General features: G+C 64.0%; 1 protein-coding gene. It reads right to left on the bottom strand.

Going from position 1 to position 541, the window contains the following annotated elements; genetic code table 11:
- Positions 1–124 precede the first annotated feature (124 nt).
- On the bottom strand, positions 125–541 hold a 417-nt coding region (locus KUW17_RS23240), incomplete at its 5' end, for a formate--tetrahydrofolate ligase (RefSeq protein ID WP_222482662.1).

The following is a 541-nucleotide window of genomic DNA, read 5'->3' as shown; positions in this document are numbered from 1 at the left end:
CCTGTCAATCTGGGCCCGCACCTCTGCCATCGACTGGCAGTCCTGCGGCGGTGTCAGCTTGGTCATGTCTTAAAACTCCAGCGGCCCGGGGTATCCCGGGCCGCTGAATGTCGCATATCCTGTCTTAGAACAAGCCTTCGATCTGGCCGTCCTCGTTCAGGCGGATGGTTTCCGCCGCCGGTTTGCGCGGCAGGCCCGGCATGGTCATGATCTCGCCGCAGACCGCAACGATGAAGCCCGCACCGGCGCTGAGGCGCACTTCGCGCACCGGCACCGAGTGGCCCACCGGCGCACCGCGCAAGCTCGGATCGGTCGAGAAGGAGTACTGGGTCTTCGCCATGCAGACCGGCAGGTTGCCGTAGCCCGCGTCTTCCCATTCCTTCAGCTGGTTGCGGATCTTGTTGTCCGCCAGCACCTCGTCAGCGCGGTAGATGCGCTTGGCGATGGTCTCGATCTTCTCGAACAGCGGCATGTCGTCCGGGTAGATCGGCGAGAAGTTGGCGGAACCGGCGTCGACGATCTCGACAACCTTCTCGGCCAG

The sequence above is a fragment of the Leisingera aquaemixtae genome (genome assembly GCF_019801145.1).
In the GTDB taxonomy this organism is placed as follows: Bacteria; Pseudomonadota; Alphaproteobacteria; order Rhodobacterales; family Rhodobacteraceae; genus Leisingera; species Leisingera aquaemixtae_A.
The sequence above is the reverse complement of the archived record's forward strand: the minus strand, read 5'-3'. Positions and strand labels throughout refer to the sequence as shown.